General features: G+C 42.8%; 18 protein-coding genes, 1 tRNA gene and 1 other RNA gene. 15 read left to right on the top strand and 5 right to left on the bottom strand.

Annotation, left to right across the window (positions count from 1 at the left end):
• On the top strand, positions 1-586 hold a 586-nt coding region (locus PHQ42_02690; protein ID MDD5071619.1), incomplete at its 5' end, for a tetratricopeptide repeat protein.
• 139 nt (positions 587-725) lie between these two features.
• On the opposite strand, the gene PHQ42_02685 is transcribed toward PHQ42_02690, so the two are convergent.
• The 3 genes from PHQ42_02685 to PHQ42_02675 all read right to left on the bottom strand — a co-directional run bounded on the left by PHQ42_02685 (position 726) and on the right by PHQ42_02675 (position 3452).
• Positions 726-1655 (bottom strand): phosphoribosylaminoimidazolesuccinocarboxamide synthase, encoded by a 930-nt coding sequence (locus PHQ42_02685; GenBank protein MDD5071618.1) that lies wholly within the window; start codon positions 1653-1655, stop codon positions 726-728.
• Positions 1656-1790: 135 nt separating this feature from the next.
• Positions 1791-3221 carry a lyase family protein gene (locus tag PHQ42_02680; protein MDD5071617.1) on the bottom strand — a complete coding sequence of 477 codons (1431 nt, stop codon included), beginning with the start codon at positions 3219-3221 and terminating at the stop codon, positions 1791-1793.
• 147 nt (positions 3222-3368) lie between these two features.
• Positions 3369-3452: transfer RNA gene (locus tag PHQ42_02675), tRNA-Leu, on the bottom strand.
• 302 nt (positions 3453-3754) lie between these two features.
• On the opposite strand from PHQ42_02675, the gene PHQ42_02670 reads away from it, so the two are divergent.
• The 4 genes from PHQ42_02670 (at position 3755) to PHQ42_02655 (ending at position 7213) form a co-directional block, all read left to right on the top strand.
• On the top strand, positions 3755-4519 hold the full coding sequence (locus tag PHQ42_02670) for an AAA family ATPase (GenBank protein MDD5071616.1): 765 nt from the start codon (positions 3755-3757) through the stop codon (positions 4517-4519).
• 78 nt (positions 4520-4597) lie between these two features.
• A complete protein-coding gene (locus PHQ42_02665; protein ID MDD5071615.1) occupies positions 4598-5476 on the top strand; it encodes a ParB/RepB/Spo0J family partition protein in 879 nt (292 codons plus the stop codon).
• Positions 5477-5681: 205 nt separating this feature from the next.
• Positions 5682-6845, top strand: a complete 1164-nt coding sequence (locus PHQ42_02660) for a glycosyltransferase family 1 protein (protein MDD5071614.1) — start codon at positions 5682-5684, stop codon at positions 6843-6845.
• A 71-nt stretch (positions 6846-6916) separates the two neighbouring features.
• Positions 6917-7213 carry a GIY-YIG nuclease family protein gene (locus tag PHQ42_02655; protein MDD5071613.1) on the top strand — a complete coding sequence of 99 codons (297 nt, stop codon included), beginning with the start codon at positions 6917-6919 and terminating at the stop codon, positions 7211-7213.
• 128 nt (positions 7214-7341) lie between these two features.
• Here PHQ42_02655 and PHQ42_02650 read toward each other — a convergent pair whose 3' ends face one another.
• Positions 7342-7782 carry a hypothetical protein gene (locus PHQ42_02650; GenBank protein ID MDD5071612.1) on the bottom strand — a complete coding sequence of 147 codons (441 nt, stop codon included), beginning with the start codon at positions 7780-7782 and terminating at the stop codon, positions 7342-7344.
• A 292-nt stretch (positions 7783-8074) separates the two neighbouring features.
• Between PHQ42_02650 and PHQ42_02645 the strand changes: the two genes are divergently transcribed.
• From PHQ42_02645 to tgt, 4 genes are all read left to right on the top strand, one after another.
• Positions 8075-10933 (top strand): DUF4012 domain-containing protein, encoded by a 2859-nt coding sequence (locus PHQ42_02645; protein ID MDD5071611.1) that lies wholly within the window; start codon positions 8075-8077, stop codon positions 10931-10933.
• Positions 10934-11158: 225 nt separating this feature from the next.
• Positions 11159-12100, top strand: a complete 942-nt coding sequence (locus PHQ42_02640) for a hypothetical protein (protein MDD5071610.1) — start codon at positions 11159-11161, stop codon at positions 12098-12100.
• Positions 12101-12126: 26 nt separating this feature from the next.
• On the top strand, positions 12127-14124 hold the full coding sequence (locus tag PHQ42_02635; protein MDD5071609.1) for a hypothetical protein: 1998 nt from the start codon (positions 12127-12129) through the stop codon (positions 14122-14124).
• Positions 14125-14288: 164 nt separating this feature from the next.
• Positions 14289-15449: a tRNA guanosine(34) transglycosylase Tgt gene (gene tgt, locus PHQ42_02630; GenBank protein ID MDD5071608.1), complete on the top strand. Its 1161-nt coding sequence runs from the start codon at positions 14289-14291 to the stop codon at positions 15447-15449.
• 45 nt (positions 15450-15494) lie between these two features.
• On the opposite strand, the gene PHQ42_02625 is transcribed toward tgt, so the two are convergent.
• Positions 15495-16250, bottom strand: a complete 756-nt coding sequence (locus tag PHQ42_02625; protein ID MDD5071607.1) for an alpha/beta hydrolase — start codon at positions 16248-16250, stop codon at positions 15495-15497.
• Between the two features lie 309 nt (positions 16251-16559).
• Between PHQ42_02625 and PHQ42_02620 the strand changes: the two genes are divergently transcribed.
• From PHQ42_02620 to PHQ42_02595, 6 genes are all read left to right on the top strand, one after another.
• Positions 16560-16820, top strand: coding sequence for a GIY-YIG nuclease family protein (locus tag PHQ42_02620; protein MDD5071606.1), 261 nt, complete (start codon positions 16560-16562; stop codon positions 16818-16820).
• An RNA gene (gene rnpB / locus PHQ42_02615) (RNase P RNA component class A) lies at positions 16806-17351 on the top strand. Before PHQ42_02620 ends, rnpB begins: the two co-directional genes overlap by 15 nt.
• Before the next feature lie 267 nt (positions 17352-17618).
• Positions 17619-19058 carry a sugar transferase gene (locus PHQ42_02610; GenBank protein ID MDD5071605.1) on the top strand — a complete coding sequence of 480 codons (1440 nt, stop codon included), beginning with the start codon at positions 17619-17621 and terminating at the stop codon, positions 19056-19058.
• Positions 19059-19091: 33 nt separating this feature from the next.
• Positions 19092-20216 (top strand): glycosyltransferase, encoded by a 1125-nt coding sequence (locus PHQ42_02605; GenBank protein MDD5071604.1) that lies wholly within the window; start codon positions 19092-19094, stop codon positions 20214-20216.
• 146 nt (positions 20217-20362) lie between these two features.
• Positions 20363-21508, top strand: coding sequence for a glycosyltransferase family 1 protein (locus PHQ42_02600; protein ID MDD5071603.1), 1146 nt, complete (start codon positions 20363-20365; stop codon positions 21506-21508).
• Positions 21509-21584: 76 nt separating this feature from the next.
• Positions 21585-22277 (top strand): hypothetical protein (locus PHQ42_02595; GenBank protein ID MDD5071602.1); only part of this gene is annotated, 693 nt, incomplete at its 3' end.

Genomic DNA, 22277 nt, shown 5'->3' with positions numbered 1-22277 from the left:
GGCCGCGAAAAATTGCCCTAATTGCGTAGCGGCCTGGGAAACCCTCGGCACGGTTTATCGCGAGATAAGATTTTTTACGCGGGGAAGCGAAATTTGGGCGGCCAAAGCTTTTAGCCAGGCCTCTGCCTTAGAGCCCTCCAACCCGGTAATCATGACAGAACTGGGCAAAGTTTATTTGGATGCTGATAAGCTAGATGAAGCCGAAGAGGCCCTAAGGAAAGCGTTGGAACTTAAAAATAATTATCACGAAGCGGATTTTGCCTTGGCCCGTCTTTATGGCCAGCAAGGCAAGGCCGGAGAAGCGTTGGAAATTTTGGATAAACTAAGCCTAATTTATAAAGATGAAAGGATATATTATGAGCAAGGCCGGCTTTATTATAATCAGGGAGAAATTGACAAAGCCCTGGATAGGTTTTTGGCGGTAATAGAGATAAATCCGGAACATGCCAATGCCTTGTACAGCATCGGGCTGGGCTTGGAGCTAAAAGGCGAAGATAAATTGGCTTTGGAATATTTTAAAAAAGTTTTAGAGCTTAATCCGGATAATGCGGAAATCAAGAAAAAAGTGGAGGAGATGGAGAAGTAGGTGGTGGATACTGGGTGTTAGGTTTTGGGTGCTAGGTATTAGACGTTGGGTTTTAGATATTAGATACTTTTTTTTAAAAAAGAAAAGCACCGATTCAGTAGATTCGGTGCTTTTGCGTTATAAAGATAATTTCCTCCTGTTATTCGGACATACTCACGCCGCTGTAATTTGCAGCTACGGCAATGTAGCGTTGCCTGGTTTCTTCGATTTTTTCTTCGGGGAGCCTCGGAATGGGCGGATCGGGCTGTCCGGCTTTGCGGGCAGCCTTGAGCTCGTCGTAATATCCCATTTCAATGAAGAGCTGGCGCAGGTACTCTTTGGAGTAATGCTCAACCCTCCCGTCTTCAAGAGCTTCAAGCAGACAGAAACGGTCTTCATCCGGGGTGCCGAAAACGTCACCGATGAGTTTCTCGCGGTTCGGCCCCATCAGGCACTCCATTTTGCCATCCACCAAGGCGAAGCCGCTGGCGTTCAGCTCAAAACCGATAGCGCCGGTAAGCCGGTCAATCATTGACCAGAATTCAAGCGCGTCTTTTTCCGTAATGCCGGCCATCGCGCAGGCCTCGGAAAAAGTGATGTCGCGGTCAATATCCTCGAATTTGGTGGTGAAATGATGGACCGGCCAGGGGAACGGCGTGCCCACCCTGGGAATGGCTCCCGCGGGCAATCCGTAATCCTCCGGATTTTTATCCCCGGCGCTGAAATTTCGGTGGATGCTTCCGGCAACCCTCAAACGGTAAATCCATTCGGCCGGAACAACATAATTTGCGTCAGCCGGAGTGAGGGAGCGGCCGGTAATGACCTGCGCCCTTTTCACTCTGATCGTTGCCTGGTCAAGTTGTTCCACGAAGTGAGTGGGGATTCCGATTGACTGGGCCATAAAAAAAGACTGTACGGCGCAGGCGCAGACAGCCTGCCCTTTGCCCTTGATTTCATAATCGGCCCGGCCGACATCAAACACCGAAAAAGTGTCAAGGAAGCGGAAGGCGATATCATCTGTGCCGGGAAGGGCATAGATATCTTTTGCGCTTCCGTTAAGGATGAGGTTCCCGAGTTTTGTTAGTTGCATCAGCTTCTCCTTTCAGTTAGGGTTTACAAACGAACATTTTCCTTACCTTACCAGACTTTTTATAAAAAATCAAGAATAAAAAAAATGAAATAAAAAAGCGGCGTTTGACTTGCGTCGAGCGCCGTTGTTTTTTACTCAAAGGGTTTTTATCTTGCTTCTGGCGTATTGGACGATTTCGCCAGTTTTTTCTGCGGCATCGCCCGTGTATCTTTCCGGATAGTGGAGGAGATCCCAGACTTCTTCCGGAATGTTGCCTATAACATTCTTCAAACCATCATCATCTTCCGCCAGTTCGCTCAAAACTTCAACCAAAGGGACTTTTCTTTCAGCCGCCGGCGAAACCAGCTTCCGGTTGACCAATTCGTGCGCGTCCCCCTGATATCCGGCCATCTGAATGGCGATATAGAGAGGTTCGGCCAAAATCAGATCGGCGCTCATCTGGAAATTTTTCTGACAAGCGTCGCCATTAATCGTAATTCGGCTGATAAAAGGCTCCCCGTTATTATTTGGCCGCAAAAGGGCATTGAGCTGTTGCTGGAGATTGATTACGATGATGGGGAAATCCCTGACCACGGAACTGCCGACAAGGTCTCGTTGATGCTCGCTTATCAAAGTGTCAAGGACCTTGCCGAACTCATTTTTCGTTCTTATCCACATACCCTCCAGATTTTCGAAATTGATCGGGTTTCTTTTGTGGGCCATAGTGGAAGAACCGACCTGGGTGGCTTCAAACGCTTCCGCGACCTCGGCTATTTCGGTTCTCATTAGATGCCGACAATCCCTGCCGAACTGGGCTAATGAAGCTGATAGCATACAGCAGGAGAAAAGAAAATAAGCGAGCGGTTCCGGCGGTAATATCTGGTTGCTGATTCTTGCCGGCGGCAGGTTCAATTTTTCCAGCACGAGTTTTTCAAAAGTTTTTTCACCACAAAGCCGATTGAAGCCGAGGCCGATCTGGGCGTTATGAGCGCCGACGGCTCCGGAAATTTTTCCCTCCAAAGCCAGACTGAAATAATCAATTTTTTCCCAATTATGGACAATCCGGCTTAAAATAGTTGCCAGCCAAAATCCGACCGTTATGGGCAGAGCATGCTGCCCATGCGTCCTGCCGATCTGGATTTGGCTCGCGAATTTTTCCGCCAAGTCCGCAAAATGGAATACGACTTCTTTTATGGACGGGCGGAGGACAGAATCATAAGCTTTCTGGAATTGGAGCATACGCCCCGTGTCCAGCGGATCATAACTCGTAAGGGGAATGTGAACCCACTTTTTTAATCCGCCCCGGATTATTTCTTGAGCTGCTCTCACCCAGGCTCTGACATCATGGTGAGTTATTTCTCTTTCAATCCTGTCAACCTCGGTTGTCGGAATAGCGAGGATTTTTTCAATCAAATCCGTTTGCAATTCGGCCATCTCTTCCGACGGGATTACCCCGATTTCTCCGAGAACCATCAAGGTGGCGATTTCCACTCCAGCGGCTTCTTTGTAAAGATTGTCATAGCCGAAGATTCCTGCCATTACCCTTGGCTGATATCTCGGGTTTCCGGGCATGATTAAATTTTTCATTCTTGCGTCTCCTGTTTGAGCGTGTTTTTATCTTGGTTAATCTAGTTGTCAAATGAACAAAAAAGCCAACCTCCTCTTTAGTTTGGCTTTTGTAAGATTTTTAATTTGGAATTCTGAAATTTACATTCTGAAATCTGAATTTACCTGTGCCCAGGGAGAGAATCGAACTCTCATGGACTTGCGTCCACACGATTTTGAGTCGTGCGCGTCTACCAGTTCCGCCACCAGGGCCTTTTGATTTTAGATTTCAAATTTAAGATTTTAGAATTTCTCTCTTTTTAAGCTGCCGGGAAGGTAATTTAAAATAGGCTTTAAGCTCTTCCTTAATAATTTAGCTGTTTTTAGTATAATAAAATTAAACTAAATTGTCAAAACCATATAGATAAGTTATAATAATGATATAATTCAAATCTACAAATTAATTCAAATGTTTGTTTTGCCTTCGGCAGCCCTGCTACAAATAGGGCACATGCGAATTATGCCGCGAATATCATTTGTAGATTTGAATATCATTTGTAGATTTGAATTATTGTATGGGAAAGATTATCTCCATCGTTAACCAGAAAGGCGGAGTGGGTAAAACTACTACGGCCGTAAATTTAGGCGCTTACTTGGCGGCTTTGGGTAAGCAGGTTTTGTTAGTGGATATTGATCCGCAGGCCAATGCCACTTCCGGCTTGGGGATTGACCACAAGAACCTGGAAAGCGGCATTTATGAAGCGATTATCGGGGCTAAACCAATATTTGAAATTACCAAAAGAACCTTGCAGGACGGGTACAAAATCGCCCCTTCAACTCTGGCTTTGGCCGGCGCCGGCGTGGAATTGGTTAATATGGAAAACCGGGAATACCGGCTGGCCCGAATCTTGGAACATATAAAAGACGAATATGATTATATAATAATTGACGGGCCGCCTTCCTTGGGGCTTTTGACTATAAACAGCTTGGTGGCGGCGGATGAAATTTTAATTCCGATTCAAAGCGAATATTACGCTTTGGAGGGCGTAGGCCAACTTTTAGAAACCATCGGCTTGGTGCAAAACAATTTAAAACCGGAATTAGGGATTATGGGCGCAATTATTACTATGTTTGACGGGCGAAATCGTCTTTCCTCTTCGGTTATGCATGAATTATACCAGTATTTTCCCAATCGTGTTTTCCGTTCGGTAATTCCCCGAAGCGTGAAATTGGCTGAAGCGCCGAGTTATGGCCGGTCAATCCTGCACTATGATCCGGGTTCGCGGGGCGGGAAGGCGTATGAAAGATTAGCCAGGGAAGTAATAGATTTAGAAAATTAATAATTAAAAATGAATAATTATTGCATTTGCTTCGCTCATAAATTTTACATTTTTCATTTTAAATTTTAAATTATTTTTATGTCTAACGGACTGGGACGGGGGCTTGGCTCCCTTATTCCGCAAAAAGTGAAAAAAATGGACGCCTTGCCCGACGAAGGCTTGAGCGTGGTTGATATTACTTCCGAAGACGACCGGGGAAAGGTGTTGGAAGTGAATCCGGATAAAATTCAAGTCAATCCGATGCAGCCCCGGAGGCAGTTTGCCGATTTCAATATGGATGAACTGGTCGAATCAATCAAGGAATATGGAATTATTCAGCCTTTGGTGGTTACCAAAAAAGGGGATGAGTATGAGCTAATCGCCGGAGAGCGGCGTTTGCGCGCGGCCAAAAATTTGGGCCTAAAAGAAGTGCCGGTGATTGTCCGCGACGCTTCCAGCCAGAGAAAATTGGAAATGGCTTTGGTGGAAAATCTGCAAAGAGAGGATTTGAACCCTATTGAGGCGGCTTTGGCCTACAAAAAATTAGCCGATGAGTTTAATCTAACCCAGGAAGAGGTGGCCAAGAGAGTAGGCAAATCCAGATCGGTCATAAGTAATTGCCTGCGTTTTCTTAATTTGCCGGAAGAAGTCCAGCAGGCTTTGGTAGGGGGAGAAATCAGCGAAGGCCATGCTAAATATTTAATCGGCCTTGACGGCCAGGCTAAGCAGATGGCTTTGTTTAAAAAAATTCTTCGCCATAATCTGACCGTGCGGGATACGGATAGAGAGGCCAAAAAAATGGGGGGAACCAAGCAGGCGCGGGTCAAAATTGATTATGCGGATAAAGACCGGGAGTTTTCCTTGCGGGAGTTTTTCGGAGCGAAAACGGAGATAAGGCGCCGGGGCAAAGGCGGATTAATTGTTGTTAGTTTTTTTAGCGATGAAGAACTGGAGAATATAATGGGAAAAATAAAATAATAAAATAATATAAAAAAAGCCGTCTGTTAGGGCGGTTTTCTTTTAGGAAGTTAAAAGTTATCACCGCCAAAGCGGGATCCCGTCTGCTATAAATAAAATAAGGTGGCGGGATAAAGTTCATAAAGTTTTAAAGTTGCGATAATTCCTGTTTTTGCGTTACGCGATACGTTTTATGCGTTACGCGAAGGTATGTTATAATATAGGTATGCGAAAAAATAAAGAAAAAATAAAGCGCATCGGCATAGACGCCCGCTTTTATGGCCCGATTGGCAAAGGTTTGGGCCGGTATACAAAAGAAGTTGTGGACAGGGTCGTGGCCCTAGACAGGGAGAATGAATATGTAGTTTTTTTAAGCAGGGAAAATTTTAACGATTTTGTTTCTGATAATCCGAAAGTGAAAAAAGTTTTAGCTGAAGTCCATTGGTATACTTTGGCCGAGCAGATCATCATGCCTTATTTAATCTGGCGGGAGCATCTTGATTTGCTTCATTTTCCCCATTTTAACGTGCCGATATTGACTCCGGTCAAGTTCGCGGTTACCATTCATGATTTAATTTTAACGAAATTTCCGACCATCCGGGCCACGACCTTGAGCCCGCTTTTTTATAAAATAAAAAATTTTGTTTACAGGGTCGTTATCTGGATGGCCGTGAAAAGGTCCAAAATTGTTATCGCCGTTTCGCAATTCACCAAAGATGATATTGTTCGGCAGTTTAAAATCAGGACGGAGAAAGTAGCCATTACCTATGAGGGGGTTTCCGGCTCGCTTAACGGGAAATCAGGCGATTCCCATGACAAGGAAATACTTTTAGGTTATAATATAAGAAGTCCCTTTTTGCTCTATGTGGGCAATGCTTATCCGCATAAGAATTTAGAAGGGTTAATTAAGGTTTTTTCCGTTATTCACGGAAAAAGGCCTGATTTAAGTTTAGTTTTGGTGGGTAGGCAGGATTATTTTTATAAGCGGGTAAAAGAATTTTCTAAAAAATATTGGGACAAAGAAAGTCCGGTAATTTTTCCCGGCTTTGCGCCGGATGAAGATTTGAAAATTTTTTACAGCCAGGCCTTAGCTTATATTTTTCCTTCGTTTTATGAAGGTTTTGGCCTGCCGCCTCTGGAAGCTATGGCTTGCGGCTGTCCGGTAATAAGCTCTGATAAGTCCAGTTTGCCCGAGGTTTTAGGCCAAGCCGCGATTTATTTTAATCCGGAGGACGAAAAAGAGATGGTAAGAAAAGTTGAAGAGGTTATAGAAGATAAAAATTTGCGAGAAGATTTGGTAAAGAGGGGATACGAGCAAGTTAAAAAATATAGCTGGGAGAAATGCGCGCGAGAAACATTGAGAGTTTATAAAGAGGTTTTAAAAAATTAAAAATAAAAAAGCCACTTATCGTCATTGCGAGGAGCGTAGCGACGCGGCAATCTCTGGTTAAATAGAGAAACATGTTAAACGAACGATACTATTTTGTTTACATTAATACTAATAAATCCCATAATGTTTTTTATACGGGAGTAACCAATAATTTATTAAACAGGAATTACCAACATAAAACCCAAGAAAACAAGTTAAGTTTTACCGCTAAGTATAATGTCAATAAACTAGTTTATTACGAAACATTTTCTGACATCCGCGACGCCATTGCCAGAGAAAAGCAGATTAAGGCCGGTTCAAGAAAAGATAAAATTAACCTGATAATTAAATTAAACCCGGAGTGGAAAGATTTAAGTTTAGATTTGTAAAACCAGAGATTGCCACGGCTCCGCTCCGGCGGAGCCTCGCAATGACATCAGAGGGTTTTTGAAAAATAAAATAGAGGCGGCATCGTTTTATCAATGTCTCGCCTCTATGGTTTTTCCGCTACCCCGTTTTATTCCAGGGGAGCGGTTCGATTGAACTGCAGGAAGAAATCAGTTTCGGGGATGGGCGTGCCTCTATCGGCGCCTTTCTTGAATTTCATGACGAGGAACGGCGCGTCCAGGTTTGGCTCGCAGGGGCGGACGTCCAGGATGATAAAAACCCTCCCATCGCTACCGGTTTTCCTGACCACATCAACCTTCGCGCAGATTTTTTCTCCGAGATCTTCTTGCTCGACGAAGAAATGCCGATTGACGATTATGAGAGGATCCTGCTGTACGATTGTTCCATTCTGCCAGTGGTCAGGGACAGAGATTGGTCCACCCGCCGACTCGAAAGTATGAGCCGATACCAATCTCATTTCCCTTCCCTGCCTGGGAACTTTTACCCAGACATTCCCCACGGTCTCGATGGTTTCATAACTGGATACCGCCGTTGCGTTTGTTGCGTTCATGATTCCCTCCGATCCTTTGAGTGTTTTTGCTTACCCGCAGCCGAACAAATTTATTGAAAGGTTAATATATAATGATAGCACATATTTTATTTTTTGTCAATCGTTTTTAATAAAATTTGGCTAATATAAAGGTAAATTATCCAATTATTAGTAAGCCTATTAGTCGCCGCCAGGTAAAATGGCGGGTGATTGGATATATTAGTTAAAAGTTTGTAAAGTTATAAAGTTTATAATTTTTTTAAAACGTTTCCGGCCAAGAGACTTTATAACTTTTTACTTTAATTTAGAAAAGATGCCCAAAGAAAAAAAAGATAACTATCCTAACCGAACAGATAATTTGAACGTTCTGTCCGTTAAAAAAGAAGACCGGTCTTCCCGCTTTGTCATTGATTTAAAAAAAGCGGCTGAAGAGGGAGAAATGGATAATGAAAACAGGGCTGATGTTTATAAAGGCGGCGATTTTCTGGAAAGGCTGGCGGAATTTAATTTTAAGGAATTTTTTAAGAAGGGCAGAAGTTTGAAAGAGGATTTTCAAATTTTTTTCAATAGTTGCCGCGAGGACAAAAGCAATATCATAAAGGGCGCGGAGCATTTGGTCGCCCACGGGAAAATGCCCCTGGAAACCAAAGAATCTTTAATCGCCAACGGGAAATTAGCCCTTGACTGGTTTGACATTTACAGCGCCAAAATAGAGCAACTGGCTGTTTTCAGCCTGGCCAAATTTATAATTATTGTTTTTTCCTCGGCCGCAAAAATGTTCTATAAATTTTGCTACCGCCTTGGCTGGATATTTTTGTTTTTAATTCGATTTTTTGGGTTAATTTTTCATGAGCTAATCAGCCTGGTTTTTTTAGCGGTTTATAAATTTTATTCCGGCGTTAAATTCATCGGCCAAGTTTTTTATGTAAATTCCGGGGATTTTGCCAAAGAAATTTTTGGGCTGGGGGAAAAAGCTGCCATCTTGCTTTTTAGAGAATTAAGAGCCGGGCGAAACCGGCTGTTGCCAATGGGGAAAATGTCAGCAAGAAGCCCGAAGGGGGAGAAAATAGCGGATGGCCAACGAGAAGAAGGCGGTTGCGGCAAGAAAGAGGCGGAACAAAAAAGCATTATTTCCGGCGAGGCGAAAATAAGATTGAATTGGCGGCGTTCAATTCCGGGCTTTGTTCTGGTTTTATTGGTTTTGGTTTTGCCTTTTAAAATATTCGCTTATTATAAATCGTTTGATTTGGAAGAATTGCGAGGCAGAATTCTTGGCGTTTCCGAGGGGGCCGTCAGTAGCCTGCAGGAAGCTTCGGAATCGGCCCTTACCTTTGATTTTAATAAAGCCAGTTATAATTTTTCCCGCGCCGGTGATGATTTTTTAGCTGCCCAGGGCGAATTGGCGGAAATAAATGATTTAATTTTTTCCCTGGCGAGAGTGATGCCGAATGAAGAAATGAAATTAGCCTCCCAAAGCCAAAAAATTTTGGCGGCCGGGCAGATTGCTTCCGAGTTAGGCAAGAATTTGAGTTTAGCTTTAGAGAGCCTATTTAATAATCAAAACGTAGACATTCCGAAGATAATAGGCGATTTTTCTGACTACGGCGGCTTGGCCCTTGAGCAGGCCGGGACCTTAAAGAATAAGCTGGCGGAAATAGAAACAAGCGCTTTGCCGCGGGAGCATAGGGATAATTTTATCTTGGTTCAGAAAAAAACAGAAGTTTTGGAAAAAGGCTTGGCCGGACTTGTTGATTTGATGGATAAATTGGAAGTTTTTTTGGGGGTTAGCGAGAATAAGCGGTATTTATTGGTTTTTCAGAACAACACGGAAATGCGGGCCAGCGGGGGCTTTATCGGCAGTTTTGCCTTGGTTGATTTTGCCGGCGGGAAAATAAAAAATATAGAGGCGCCGGGCGGCGGCAGTTATGATACCGAAGGAGGTTTAAGGGAATTGGTAACAGCGCCGGAGCCTTTGCATTTGGTAAATCCTTTGTGGCATTTTTGGGACGCCAATTGGTGGCCGGATTGGCCGACTTCGGCGAAAAAGTTAATGTGGTTTTATGAAAGAAGCGATGGTCCGACCGTTGACGGCGTTATCAGTTTCACGCCGACGGTTTTAGAAAAACTTTTGGCTATTATCGGCCCGGTTGATATGACAGAAAATTACGGCGTGACTTTGACGGCGGATAATTTTTGGCTTGAAACCCAAGCTATCGTTGAAGCCAAGCCCGTTGCCGGGGAAGCCAACAAGCCGAAAAAAATTATCGGGGATTTGTTGGATAAAATTGTTATGGATTTGCCGTCCAAATTAGACAAGGAAAAATTGATTAAAATTTTGTCCTTGGCTGAAGAGAGTTTAAGCGAAAAGCATATTTTATTTTATTTTACCGATGAAGAACTGCAAAAAGAAATAGAAAAACGCGGCTGGGACGGCGGCCTTAGGCAGGCGGGAAAAGATTATTTATCCCTAGTTAATACCAATATCGCCGGCGGCAAAAGCGACAAGAGGATAAAGGAGAAAATCAATTTGGTATCCGAAGTTATGCCCAACGGTTCAGTCATCAACACCCTGAAGATAGAAAGAAGCCATGAAGGAATAAAAAACGAGCCGTTCGCCGGCGTAAGGAACGTTAATTGGCTAAGAATATATGTGCCTTCGGGGAGCGAACTTTTAGAAGCCCAGGGTTTTTCCCGGCCCGATGAGATTTATTTTGAAGACCCGGACGAGGATTGGAGCAAAGACCCCGAGGTTTATCGCGAAGAAGCAACGGCCAAAATCGATGAAAGAAGCGGCACAAAAATATATAATGAAAGCGGGAAAACGGTTTTCGCCAACTGGTCAATGGTTGACCCGGGCAAAACCGCGACCATTTATTTGAAATATAAGCTGCCTTTTGTCCTGAAAGAGGAAGAAGAAAAAAATGGTTTTACGGACAAGGTAAAAAAACTTCTCAACCCGGACCAAAAAGCCCTTGTCCCTTATACTTTATTCGCCCAGAAGCAGGCCGGTTCTTTGGGGAGCGAAATCAACACCAGTTTGAAACTGGCTGATAATTTTAAAATTGTTTGGAAATATCCAACTGGCTTATCTTTAGAGCCGGATGGCTGGTATATAAGCGATAAGTTAAATACGGATAAATATTGGGCGGTGATGCTAGAGAAAGAGGACTAAAAAAATTTTCAATTATCAATTTTCAATTATCAATAAATTTTCAATGATTTAATTTTCAATTGAACAGGGGATTAAGGAAATAAACTTTCCTTTGTCATTCCCGCGAAAGCGGGAATCCAGGGTTTAATAGCCAAAAGTTCGGTTTGTTATAATTGTGGCAAAGTAAAATGTCCGTGCCACTGGACCCTGGATCCCGGGTCAAGCCCGGGATGACAAAATAAAAAAATGGACAAACAAACCCTGAAAATTCAACTAAAGCACCAAGCCAAAAGTCTGGCTTGGCGGGCTATTACCACGGTTATTTTGACTTTAACTGCGGTGATTACGGTTTGGGTTTACGCCGCTTTTGTTGAACCAGCAGTCGGGCCCAATTCATCCGACCAGGACTTTGCCCAGAATATTTTAGGCAATAATGACGCCAATAATGATTTTAGCTCTTCTAATGTTGCTTCTAACGCTGACGGCAGTATTATTGAAAGGCAGGAGTATTTGCAGACGCGAATCGGCACTTATGCTGATGCGACCACGACTCCGGCCGCCGCTTCTTCAATTTTTGCAGCTTTAAAGTATATCAATAGAGAGAAAGGCGAGGTATTTACATCAAGCGGCACTTTTAATGTTCCGGCGGGTGTTAGCTTTGTTAATATAATATTAGTTGCCGGCGGCGGCGGAGGTTATAATGGAGATAATGGAGGAGGCGGCGGCGGCGGAGAAGTTGTTTATATTCCTGCCTATAACGTTACGGCTGGAGGAACAGTAAGCGTTACGGTTGGTGCCGGGGGAGGTAAGGGGGTAGCTGGAGGTAATTCAGTTTTTGGCACCGTCACAGCCTATGGTGGGAGCGGAGCAACTGCTAGCGGCGGTGCCGGTGGTGGACCCGGCGGGGGAACAGGTGGAGCGAACAGTGTTAATGGTGGAAATGGATCTCTAGTTGGTTTATATAGAGCTGGTGGAGGCGGCGGTGGCGGCGGTAATGGTAGTGGTGGAAGTTCTAACGGTGGTTATGGAGCTTTAGGAGCCGGAGGAACTTTGAATGGATTTGATGGCGGCGGCGGAGGAGGATATAATGACGGCGCGGCTGGCTCGGCCAGCGCTACGGGATATGGCGGCGGCGGAGGCAGTAACGGAACCGGAGCGCCCGGGATTGTTATGGTAACTTGGAATTAAAATAATCAAAATTAAGATATTTTATTATGCCAAACACAAATAAAAATAATGGCTTTAACGGAAAAATAAAAGTAAGGAACGGCGGTTCCGGCTTGTCTGAATTTATAAAAAGGCCATTGCCGACAGACGAGGAAATTGAAGAGTTTGAAGAAGTGATAGAGGAGGAGGCGAGGGAAGACGAAATTGACAGCGGTTTGTCGGAAATTTATCAGGATGAAAAGGGCGATATGGTGGATGTAAAAAAACTCAACATAAAAAAGAAGCGGGGATTTTTTTTCAAGATGCTTAACCTTATTTTTTTCTTGGCGATTTTGGCCGGCTTGGGCTACGGGTCTTATTATTATATTTTTCACGGCGGCTCTGACGCTACCGCCCTGAATTTTTTCATTTCCGGGCCGGAAAAAGTTATAGCCGGCGAGGAATTTTTCTTTACGTTGGATTATAGGAATTTAAGCCGGGTTAGCGCCAAAAATATCAGAATAGAGGTTTCCTATCCGGAAAATTTTATTTTTTTGGACAGCTTGCCCCTCCCGGGAGAGAAAAATTCCGTTTGGCAGTTTGACAATTTAAATTCGGGGGGAAGCGGCAGCGTAAAAATAAAGGGAAAGATAATCAATGGAAAGGAAACTAGCAATATAATTTTGGCCAAAATAGTCTATACGCCGGAAAATTTTTCTTCCGAGTTTAAAAAGGAAACCTCCCTGGCTATCGCGGTTGAAGATATCGGGATTGATATTGATTTTGATTATTCTTCAACGGTTTTGCTGGGCGAGGAAAACGAAATTGCCGTTAAAATTAAAGCCCAAGAGAATAATTTTTTTCCCCAGTTCAAATTTACGATCGACCCCCTGGAGAATATGGAAATCATTTCTGCGGCTGCGGTTGAAGCGAAAGACGGCAAAGACAGCGAGAGTTTGGCGATAGAAAAAGTCAGGGCCGGCGTTTACAACATTAGCGGAGCGAAAGAGGAGGAGAGGGAATTTAAAATAAAATATAAATTAAGCAAAAAAATATCTGACGAACAGGAAATTATTATGCGGTTTGAGAATCTGGCCGAAGACGACAAGACCCATTCTTTTTTGGAAAAGAGGATAAAAATTGAGGTAATAAAAAGCGATTTGAATTTAACCCTGATAATAAACGGCTCGAAAAACGACCAAGCGGTGAATTTCGGAGATCGGCTTAATTATTCAATCGTTTATAACAATAAGGGCGAAACCGCCATGAAAGACGTGGTCTTGATGGCGGTTTTGGAAAGTGATTTTCTTGATTGGAAAACCCTCAAGGAAGAAAGCGGGGGCCGGGAAAAGGGCAATACCATAACCTGGACAAAAGAAGAAATTCCGGCTTTGGCGGAGTTGGAGCCGGATCGGGAGGGAATAATAGATTTTTCTTTTGATATAGTTTCTTTGGCGCAAGCGCAGGCCGTAGCCGGACGAAGCTTTCAAATAAAAAGTTATGTCCAATTCAGCATCGGCAACAGCGAGGAATTCAAAGAAAATATTGATAACCGCAGCAATACCATAATCAACAAAATCAATAGCGACTTGTCTCTGAAAGGGGAAGTAAGATATTTTAACGCTGATAATATGCCGGTAGGCAACGGGCCTTTGCCGCCCAAAGTCGGGGAGACAACCAGCTTTAAGGTTTATTGGACTCTATCCAACAATCTCCATGAGCTTAATGAGGCGAAAGTGGAAGTTAGCTTGCCGGAATACGTGAGTTGGGACAATAAAAACCGGACTTCGGTCGGCGTTATTAGATATGACAGCGGTTCGCGAAAAGTTACCTGGGAGATCGGCCGGCTGCCGATTACGGTTTATCGGGCCGATGCCGAATTTAATATAAGCATCACGCCCGCCGAGTCGGACAGAAATAAAATTATGGTCCTGTTGCCGGAAGCCGCTGCTACGGCGATTGACAGCGAAACCAGAGGCATTGTCGTTAGCGCTGCCAAAGCCAAGACCACAAAACTGGAAGATGATGATATTGCCGGGATGAACAGCGATGGACGGGTGGAATAAAAAAATTCGAAATCCTAATATCTAAATCCTAAACAATATCAAATTTTCAAAATTCAAATTTTCAAAACAGTCGCGAGGGTGGGGCGGAGCGTTTTGAATTTCGAAAATTTGGATTTAGAGTTTGTTTAGAGTTTAGGATTTAGTGCTTAGGATTTTTTATTATTATGAATGAAATTAAAACAAGTAAAATAAGATCAAAGACTATAATAACGCCGCATGGGAGTATCACCACTCCTTTTTTTATGCCGGATGCGACTAGGGGATTTGTTAAGCTAACCGGCAACGAGGAGTTGAAAAAAGCCGGGGTTAAAGCTTTGGTGGTAAACACCCTGCATCTTTATCTACAGCCAGGGCTGGAAATTATAAAAAAATCTGGCGGAGTCCATAAATTTATGGACTGGTCCGGTCCAATCCTTTCTGACAGCGGCGGCTTTCAGGTTTTTTCTTTAATTCACAAAAATCCGGCTATGGGGAAAATCAGCGATCAGAGGGCGGAATTTAAATCTCCTTTGGACGGTTCCCGGCATATTCTCACTCCGGAAAAATCAATTCAGATCCAATTTGATTTGGGCGTTGACATGATGGTTTGCCTGGATGATTGCCCGCCTAATGATTTTGGTCGGACCGATTTAGAAAAATCAGTGGAACGGACAATTGATTGGGCTCGCCGGTGCCGGCTTGAATACGACAAGCAAATCAAAAAACGCAAAATAAAAACCGGCAAACGACCCTTGCTTTTTGGCGTTATCCAGGGCGGAGCCGAATTGGATTTAAGGCAGTATTGCGCGCAGGAACTGATCAAAATCGGGTTTGCCGGCTATGGCTTTGGCGCCAGGCCGGTTGATAACGAGGGAAAGTTTTTGGATAAAGTTTTGCGATTTACGGCTGATTTAATTCCTAAAAATTCTATCCGCTTCGCTTTGGGCATAGGATTGCCGGAAGATATTGTCCGGTCGGCCGGGATGGGCTGGGATATTTTTGATTGTGTTATTCCGACAAGAGAGGGAAGGCATGGAAAGCTTTTTCTTTGGAAAAGAAATTGTGGATCACAAATGTCAAAGCTCAAATGTCAAATCAATGTCAAAGCTCAAATGTCAAAAAATTTTTATGAGACTATAAATATAAATAATGCAAAATTTGCCAAAGATTTTTCGCCAATTAATTCGGAGAGCAAATTATCGGAACTGCGGCAATATACCAAGGCTTATTTGCATCACCTGTTTAGGTTGAAAGAACCCCTGGGAGCGAAACTGGCGAGTTTGAATAATTTGGAGTTTTATATGGAGTTAACGGAAGGTATGAGAAGAGGCGGTTGGGAAAAATAAAAAAGGATAGAAAAAAGGACGAGCGGCTTTCTCGTCCTTATTTTTTTATATTTCGAAAATCCATTCTGCAATAAGTTCGCACATCCTTTTTCTAGCCGATCCCTTTAGGGTGAAGTGGGCGCCTTTAACCTCGCGGTAATCCGCGGAAAACATCGTCGCGATTTTTTTGGCTACCGGCGGAGGGATGAGCAAATCGTACGTGCCGGCGACAACCAGGGCCGGGCAACCAATTTTCTTCGGATCAATTTTGGGCGGAGAGAGCAGAGTTTCAAGGATCACTCGTCCCGATTCCCAAGAAAAATCTCCGAAAATTTCTTTTTTGTCTTGATCAGGCATCCATTTTTCCATAACCGCGGCGGCCATGCTGGCAAATTCCCGCCTTACCGGCTTTTGCCAAAATTTCCAGAGGGGCTTTACGCTCAAATAAGCTTTTATAGCCGGCCAGCTTAAAGCGCTGATTCCCCTGGGCGGAGCCGGAGCGATTAAAACAATTTTATCAAAGAGTTTTTCTCCCTTTTCGGCGAATATTTGTTGAAGCTTGAGGATGAGGAGGGCGCCTCGGGAATATCCCATGCCGACGAAGAGTTCGCCCGGGGCCAATGTTTTTTTGATTTCGGCGATCCGCGTCAAAAGAAAATCCATATCATCCTTTTCGCAGATTTCCCCCAATTTGGGATTTGGGACTTTGGCGAATTTTACTCGATACGGCAGGGTAATGGGGGAGCACTTGAACCCCAGATCTCTAAAGAAATTTTCTACTTTGCGCCAAACGCCCTCATTGCCGAAAAAACCGGGAGCCATAAGGATTGCAGACATTTCATTCCTCGCTTTTTGGTGTATTGGCGGATTTTTTGGACTCAGAATATAGAGTTGAACGTAAAAAGAGCGATTTTTTATGTTAATACATTTTTTAAATATTGTCAATGTTTTTAAATATCTTAAGTTTGTTTATTTTTAGAAAATTTAGCTAATATTAAATAAAATATAATACAATTTATTGACTTTTAGGTTGTCTGATGCTATGTTATTCGTATGTTAGCGCCGTCCTTTAAATTTCAATAATATCAGGGTAAGCGGATAGTCACCCGCCCAAATTTTTGGATTTTATTTATGTATTACGTCTATATATTATTTAGCCAAAAAGACAGGAAGTTATATATAGGTTATACTAATAATTTAAGAAGAAGAATGTTGGAGCATAGGAATGGTATGTCTTTGGCAACTTCGAATAGAAGACCGCTCGAGTTAATTTATTATGAAGCATATTCAAACCAGAAAGATGCAATGTCAAGGGAGAAATATTATAAAACCGGATGGGGTAGAAATTATGTTAAAAAAGTTTTGCAGAATTGTTTAAAAGGTAAAAAATAGTATCCAAAAATTTGGGCGGGAGGAAAGTCCGGACTTCAAAACCGGCAGCGGGTAATTCCCGCCAAGAGCAATCTTAGGGAAAGTGCCACAGAGACTATACTAATCAATGCTTCGCATTGAAATTTTAAATTTTCCCGCCACTTTATTATATAATTAATTGCTCCGCCACTTTATTAATTTAATGTAGGCGGAGTCCCGCCAACGGCGGTGAAGGGCGGGATCCCGCTATGGCGGTGATAAATTTTAAATTTTTAATGCGGGGCATTGGTCAAACGTGAAAAGTTCCGGGGTGTGTAAATTAATCTCGGATATCCGTTTAATTTACGCTACTTGGATCGTCCTCTGGTAACAGAGAGACGCGGTAAACCCTGCCTGAAGCAAGAGCAAACTTATGCTTTAGCATAAGAGAAAGTGGCTCGCTTGACCCCATGAGTAATCGTGGGGCTAGATAGATGACTATTTAACCCGCCAATGTTGTCTGACAACATTAGTCGGGCGAGACAGAATCCGGCTTACAGCTTGCCCTGATATTAATGAAATTTAAATTAAAAATTAGGAATATATACAAATTTACGAATACTAAAAAAAATGATTTGTACATTAAATAAACATTTTAAATATTATTCGTAAATTTGTAGTTGATTTGTCCCGCCACTTATATAAAATTATTTGCCCACGGCCCCGCTTTTTAGCGGAGCCTCGCCTTTGGCCACCGCATTTTGCGGGGTCACGCCAAAGGCGACGACGGGGCGTGGAGGGCGGGATCCCGCCAAGGCGGTGATAATTTGTAAGTTCAATATGAAACGCAGCGAACTATTCTTTACCTTTTTATTGGTCCCTTTGGATTTTTTAATGATAATCCTGGCCGGCGTTTCCGCTTATTATATCCGTTTTGCCGAATTTACCACGGAGATTAGGCCGGTTATTTTTAATTTGCCCTTCCCCGCCTACTTTAAGGCGGTTCTGCTTGTCGCTTTTTTGTGGGTGGTTATTTTCGCTTTTTCCGGTCTTTATAACGTTAAAGACACCCGGGGGCTGATAAAAGAATTTTATCGGGTGGTGCTGGCTTGCTCTACCGGTTTAGTGGCGATAGTTATTTTAATTTTTTTTAGGCGGGAGTTATTTGATTCTCGTTTTATTGTTTTGGCCGGCTGGATATTGTCTATTTTTTACGTAAGTTTTTCCCGCGCCTTGATAAGGGGATTGCAAAAAATTCTTTTTTCTTTCGGAGTTGGGGTCCACAAGGTGGTTTTGGTCGGCAACAGCCAGACCACCGAAGTCTTGGTCCGGGAATTTTTCCGAAACAAGAAGTCCGGCTATGAAGCGGTAAAACGTTTGCGGGGTTTTAGTATTGACACGGCCGAAGAATTGGATAAGTTTATAGGCGATTATCGTTTGGCGGGACAAAAAATAGACGAAATAATTCAGAGCGACCCCAATTTGTCCAAGGCGGAAATTTTGCGCTTATTTGATTTTGCCGAGGAGCGCCACATTACTTTTAAATATGCGGCTGACCTTTTGGGCACGAAAGTCTTAAAAACCGAGGTGGCGGAAATCGCCGGCATACCTATTGTCGAAGTCAAAAAAACGTCCTTGGAAGGCTGGGGGAGGATTATCAAAAGAATTTTTGACATTATTCTTTCCCTTTTTTTTATTATCCTTTTCAGTCCGATATTGATTATTACGGCTTTGGCCATAAAACTGGAATCAAGGGGACCGGTGATTTATAAAAACGAAAGAGTGAGCAGGGAGGGGATATTCAAGGTTTTTAAATTCAGATCCATGTCTATCCAGCATTGCGTGGGCGAAGAATACACTAACAGCGAGCGAGCCATCAGATTTGAAAAAGAGCTGATAGAAAAACAAAATACCAAGGAAGGCCCGGTTTATAAAATCGCGGCGGATCCGCGCATAACAAAAGTCGGCAAATTCATAAGGCGCTGGAGCATAGACGAACTTCCCCAATTTTTCAATGTCCTTTTTGGAAGTATGAGTCTAATCGGCCCCCGGCCGCACCAGCCTCGGGAAGTGGCCAAATATGAACGGCACCATAAGAAAGTTCTGACCATTAAACCGGGAATTACGGGATTGGCGCAAATCTCCGGACGCAGCGATTTGAGCTTTGAAGATGAAGTCAAACTGGACACTTACTATATTGAAAACTGGTCGCTTCTTTTTGATTTAGGCATATTATTGCGGACGCCGTTGGCGATTTTGCGGCCAAGAAAGGCGGAATAATAACAATTAACATTAACTCTTAATGTAAACAAAATGCGTGTTGCTTTAATCCATGACCATTTAGCCCAGGACGGGGGCGCGGAAAAAGTTTTGAAAGTGCTGGCGGAAATGTTTTCGGAGGCCCCGATTTATACCCTGCTCTACGAAAAGAAAAACGCGGACAAATATTTCAAAAACCGTCGCATAGAAACTTCCATCATCCAAAAGCTCCCCGGCGGCATAAGGCATTACCAATGGTATATGCCGTTTATGCCCATGGCCGTGGAATTCTTTGATTTGCGCGAATATGATTTGGTTATTTCCGATACCAGTTCTTTCGCCAAGGGCGTGGTTACTTCAACCAATACCCTTCATATTTGTTATTGCCATACTCCGACTCGCTATCTCTGGGATTATACCCACCAGTACATAAACGAGCTCAAATACAATAAATATTTAAAAAAAATTATTTCTTTGGTTTTAAATTACGTGAGGATTTGGGATAGATTGGCGGCTGACCGCGTTGACGCCTATATCGCCAATTCAATGGCGGTGAAAGACAGGATAAAAAAGTATTATAGGCGGAGAGCGGCCGTAATTTACCCGCCGGCGGAGATTGAAAATTTTTATATTTCCGAAAAACAAGACGACTATTTTTTGATCGGCGGCCGGTTGGCGCCTTATAAACGGGTGGATATTGTCGTGGAAGCTTTTAAAAATTCGGGGAAAAATCTTAAAATTTTCGGGGATGGAGTGGATTTGGAAAGACTGAAAGGAATTGCCGCCGGGCGCAAAAATATTGAATTTTTGGGCAGAGTTGATGATAAAACCAAAGCGGATTTATATAGCCGTTGCCAGGCGTTTTTAAATCCGCAGGAAGAAGATTTCGGCATTACCGTTATAGAGGCGATGGCTTCCGGCCGGCCGGTAATAGCCTTCCGCAAAGGCGGAGCGGCCGAAACCGTAGTTGAGGGAAAGACCGGAATATTTTTTGATGAGCAGACACCGGAAGCGGTGGCTGAAGCCGTGGAGAATTTTGGCAAAAATCGGTGGCAGCCGGATGAAATTCGTAGCCAAGCCGAACGGTTTTCTGTAGAAAAATTTAAGAAGGAGATGAAAGGATTTATTGAAGAGGAATACAAGAAATTTTTTTCTTCTGATGACAAAAAAGTGGTGTAATTTAAATATAATCAATAATAACCAATAATCAAATTCCAAACAATATTTAATAACTAAACTTCAATAACCAAACACTTTGGCTAATTGGTTATTAATTATTATTTATTGTTTGATTATTGGAATTTGGTTATTGGTTATTTTTCGCTATGCGAATCGGCATTGACATAAGGACTTTAATGGAAAAAGAGTATAGCGGCGTGTCAGAGTACACGTTTAATTTAGTTAGGGCGATTTTAAGAGAGGATAGGGAAAACGAGTATAAACTTTTTTATAATTCCGGCCGCGATATCAAAGATCGCCTGCCGGTTTTTAATTATGAAAATGTCGAGGTGGTCGGCCGCCGCTATCCGAATAAAATTTTCAATTGTTTGTCGCAGAAGATTTTACGATATCCGAAGATTGACAGAATGCTCGGAACAGATGTTTTTTGGATGCCTCATATCAATTTTATATCTTTGTCTCCCGAAACGAAAAAAATATTAACTATTCATGACCTGTCCTTTCTCCGCTACCCGGATTTTTTCAGCTTGCGGAGAAATTTGTGGCATTATATAATAAATGTTAAGAAGTTGATGAGAGAATCCGACAAGATTATCGCCGTTTCGGAAAACACAAAAAATGACATAGTGGAGTTGGGGGGAATTGATGAAAATAAAGTGGAAGTTGTTTATTCCGGCCTGGGCGAAGAATACGGGATTATTGAAAAGAATGACGAAAATCTAAAAAGGGTGAAAGAAAAACATGGTTTGGCTGATAAATTTATTTTGTTTTTAGGGACACTGGAGCCGCGCAAAAACATTATTGGCTTAATAAAAGCCTATAATAAGTTAAGGGAGGGCGGTTCCGGCTTTGACGGCGTAGGTTTGGCGATAGCCGGCGGCGAAGGCTGGAAAGGAAAGGGAATTTTAGACGAGTGGAGTAAATCAAAATACAGAAATGACATAAAATTTTTGGGTTATATTCCCGGAGAGGATAAGGTTTACCTTTATAATTTGGCTTCTGTTTTTGTCTTCCCTTCTTTTTATGAAGGATTCGGCTTTCCTCCCTTAGAGGCTATGGCTTGCGGATTGCCGGTAATATCCAGTTTTTCATCCAGTTTGCCGGAAATTGGCGGGGAGGCGTTTTTTCCGGTTGACCCTTATCAAACCGGCGAGATGGCAAAAGCGATAGAGAGAGTTTTAACAGACGAAAATTTAAGGAATAATCTGGCGCAAAGCGGCAGGAAAAAAGCGCTTGAGTTCAGCTGGCGCAAAGCGGCGGAAAAATATTTGGATATTTTTAAAGAACTTTAAAATAACAAAATAATACAAAAAATAGAAATGTCCCTGTTAAATTTTTAAGTTATTTTATTATTTTATTTTTAAAATTATGAGCGGATTAAAAAATTTTATCTCATCCAAGCAGATAGTCCAAAAAGAAAGCGGGAAACCGGCGACTAAATTTTTGGACTTTATTATTATTGCCCTGATTACCCTTATATTTTTTCTTTGCCCCTTGTTTTTCACGGGTCAGGCGTTGTCGGGATTTGGTTTTGAGAAAATAATGTTATTTTATTTTCTTGTTCTGTTCGCTATTGTCGCCTGGGTGACCAAGGGAGTTTTGGACGGAGAATTGGAGCTAAAAAGAACGCCGCTTGACTGGCCGATTTTAATTCTGGCGGCGGTTTTCCTTGTGGCGACAATCCTTTCCGTAAGCCAAAAGGACAGCCTCATAGGCGCTTATACAAATTTAACCAAGGGGCTGGCGGCGGTTATAATTTTTTCCCTGTTTTTCTATTTGGTTTCAAATAATATCAACCTGAAGAGAATAAAGATGCTATTTTGGTCTTTAATCATTTCTTCTTCCCTGGCAACCTTTTATTCTTTGTTTCAGCTGTTGGGGTTCTTTATTCTGCCCCTGCCCTTTACGCAGGCAATCAGCTTCAATCCGCTTGGCTCTTTGTCCGGTTTAACAATGTTTCTTGTTTCCTGCCTGCCCCTTCTGGTCATAACGGCCGTCCAAATAAAAAAAATTCACCCTCGCTTGAATAAAGCGGCTGCCGTTTTTATAAAAATTTTAGTT

It is taken from the genome of Patescibacteria group bacterium (assembly GCA_028711655.1).
Lineage (GTDB): Bacteria > Patescibacteriota > Patescibacteriia > Patescibacteriales > JAQTRU01 > JAQTRU01.
The sequence above is the reverse complement of the archived record's forward strand: the minus strand, read 5'-3'. Positions and strand labels throughout refer to the sequence as shown.

What these genes read in the sequence shown, in the direction of transcription:
- PHQ42_02620 (MDD5071606.1), top strand. Translation starts at nt 16,560, where the DNA reads ATGTATTACGTCTATATATTATTTAGCCAAAAAGACAGGAAGTTATAT.
- PHQ42_02650 (MDD5071612.1), bottom strand. Translation starts at nt 7,782, where the DNA reads ATGAACGCAACAAACGCAACGGCGGTATCCAGTTATGAAACCATCGAG.
- PHQ42_02610 (MDD5071605.1), top strand. Translation starts at nt 17,619, where the DNA reads ATGAAACGCAGCGAACTATTCTTTACCTTTTTATTGGTCCCTTTGGAT.
- PHQ42_02660 (MDD5071614.1), top strand. Translation starts at nt 5,682, where the DNA reads ATGCGAAAAAATAAAGAAAAAATAAAGCGCATCGGCATAGACGCCCGC.
- PHQ42_02670 (MDD5071616.1), top strand. Translation starts at nt 3,755, where the DNA reads ATGGGAAAGATTATCTCCATCGTTAACCAGAAAGGCGGAGTGGGTAAA.
- PHQ42_02600 (MDD5071603.1), top strand. Translation starts at nt 20,363, where the DNA reads ATGCGAATCGGCATTGACATAAGGACTTTAATGGAAAAAGAGTATAGC.
- tgt (MDD5071608.1), top strand. Translation starts at nt 14,289, where the DNA reads ATGAATGAAATTAAAACAAGTAAAATAAGATCAAAGACTATAATAACG.
- PHQ42_02605 (MDD5071604.1), top strand. Translation starts at nt 19,092, where the DNA reads ATGCGTGTTGCTTTAATCCATGACCATTTAGCCCAGGACGGGGGCGCG.
- PHQ42_02640 (MDD5071610.1), top strand. Translation starts at nt 11,159, where the DNA reads ATGGACAAACAAACCCTGAAAATTCAACTAAAGCACCAAGCCAAAAGT.
- PHQ42_02625 (MDD5071607.1), bottom strand. Translation starts at nt 16,250, where the DNA reads ATGGCTCCCGGTTTTTTCGGCAATGAGGGCGTTTGGCGCAAAGTAGAA.
- PHQ42_02635 (MDD5071609.1), top strand. Translation starts at nt 12,127, where the DNA reads ATGCCAAACACAAATAAAAATAATGGCTTTAACGGAAAAATAAAAGTA.
- PHQ42_02655 (MDD5071613.1), top strand. Translation starts at nt 6,917, where the DNA reads ATGTTAAACGAACGATACTATTTTGTTTACATTAATACTAATAAATCC.
- PHQ42_02685 (MDD5071618.1), bottom strand. Translation starts at nt 1,655, where the DNA reads ATGCAACTAACAAAACTCGGGAACCTCATCCTTAACGGAAGCGCAAAA.
- PHQ42_02680 (MDD5071617.1), bottom strand. Translation starts at nt 3,221, where the DNA reads ATGAAAAATTTAATCATGCCCGGAAACCCGAGATATCAGCCAAGGGTA.
- PHQ42_02645 (MDD5071611.1), top strand. Translation starts at nt 8,075, where the DNA reads ATGCCCAAAGAAAAAAAAGATAACTATCCTAACCGAACAGATAATTTG.
- PHQ42_02665 (MDD5071615.1), top strand. Translation starts at nt 4,598, where the DNA reads ATGTCTAACGGACTGGGACGGGGGCTTGGCTCCCTTATTCCGCAAAAA.